The organism is Acetobacter sp. DmW_043 (assembly GCF_002153485.1).
In the GTDB taxonomy this organism is placed as follows: Bacteria; Pseudomonadota; Alphaproteobacteria; order Acetobacterales; family Acetobacteraceae; genus Acetobacter; species Acetobacter thailandicus.
Genome location: NZ_JOMN01000119.1, coordinates 1 through 293, shown reverse-complemented (window position 1 = coordinate 293; position 293 = coordinate 1). Strand labels below are relative to the sequence as shown.

The 293-nt window shown below is 55.6% G+C and carries 1 protein-coding gene; it reads left to right on the top strand.

From position 1 onward, the window contains the following. On the top strand, nucleotides 1-293 hold a 293-nt coding region (locus HK11_RS12160), incomplete at both ends, for a transposase (RefSeq protein ID WP_143216402.1).

The following is a 293-nucleotide window of genomic DNA, read 5'->3' as shown; positions in this document are numbered from 1 at the left end:
GGCCACCTTTTGCGTTCAATTGATCGCTTTGTCGATCTGGACGGCCTGCGTGAGCATCTTCGCCCATTTTACAGCGGCACGGGGCGGCCTTCGATCGATCCCGAGCTGATCATCAGGATGTTAATCGTTGGCTACGTGATGGGTATTCGATCCGAGCGACGGCTATGTGAAGAAGTCCATCTTAACCTGGCCTACCGGTGGTTCTGTGGCCTTGGTCTCAACGGCCCTGTGCCTGATCATTCGACATTCTCGAAAAACCGGCACGGACGCTTCCGGGAGAGTGATCTGCTTCG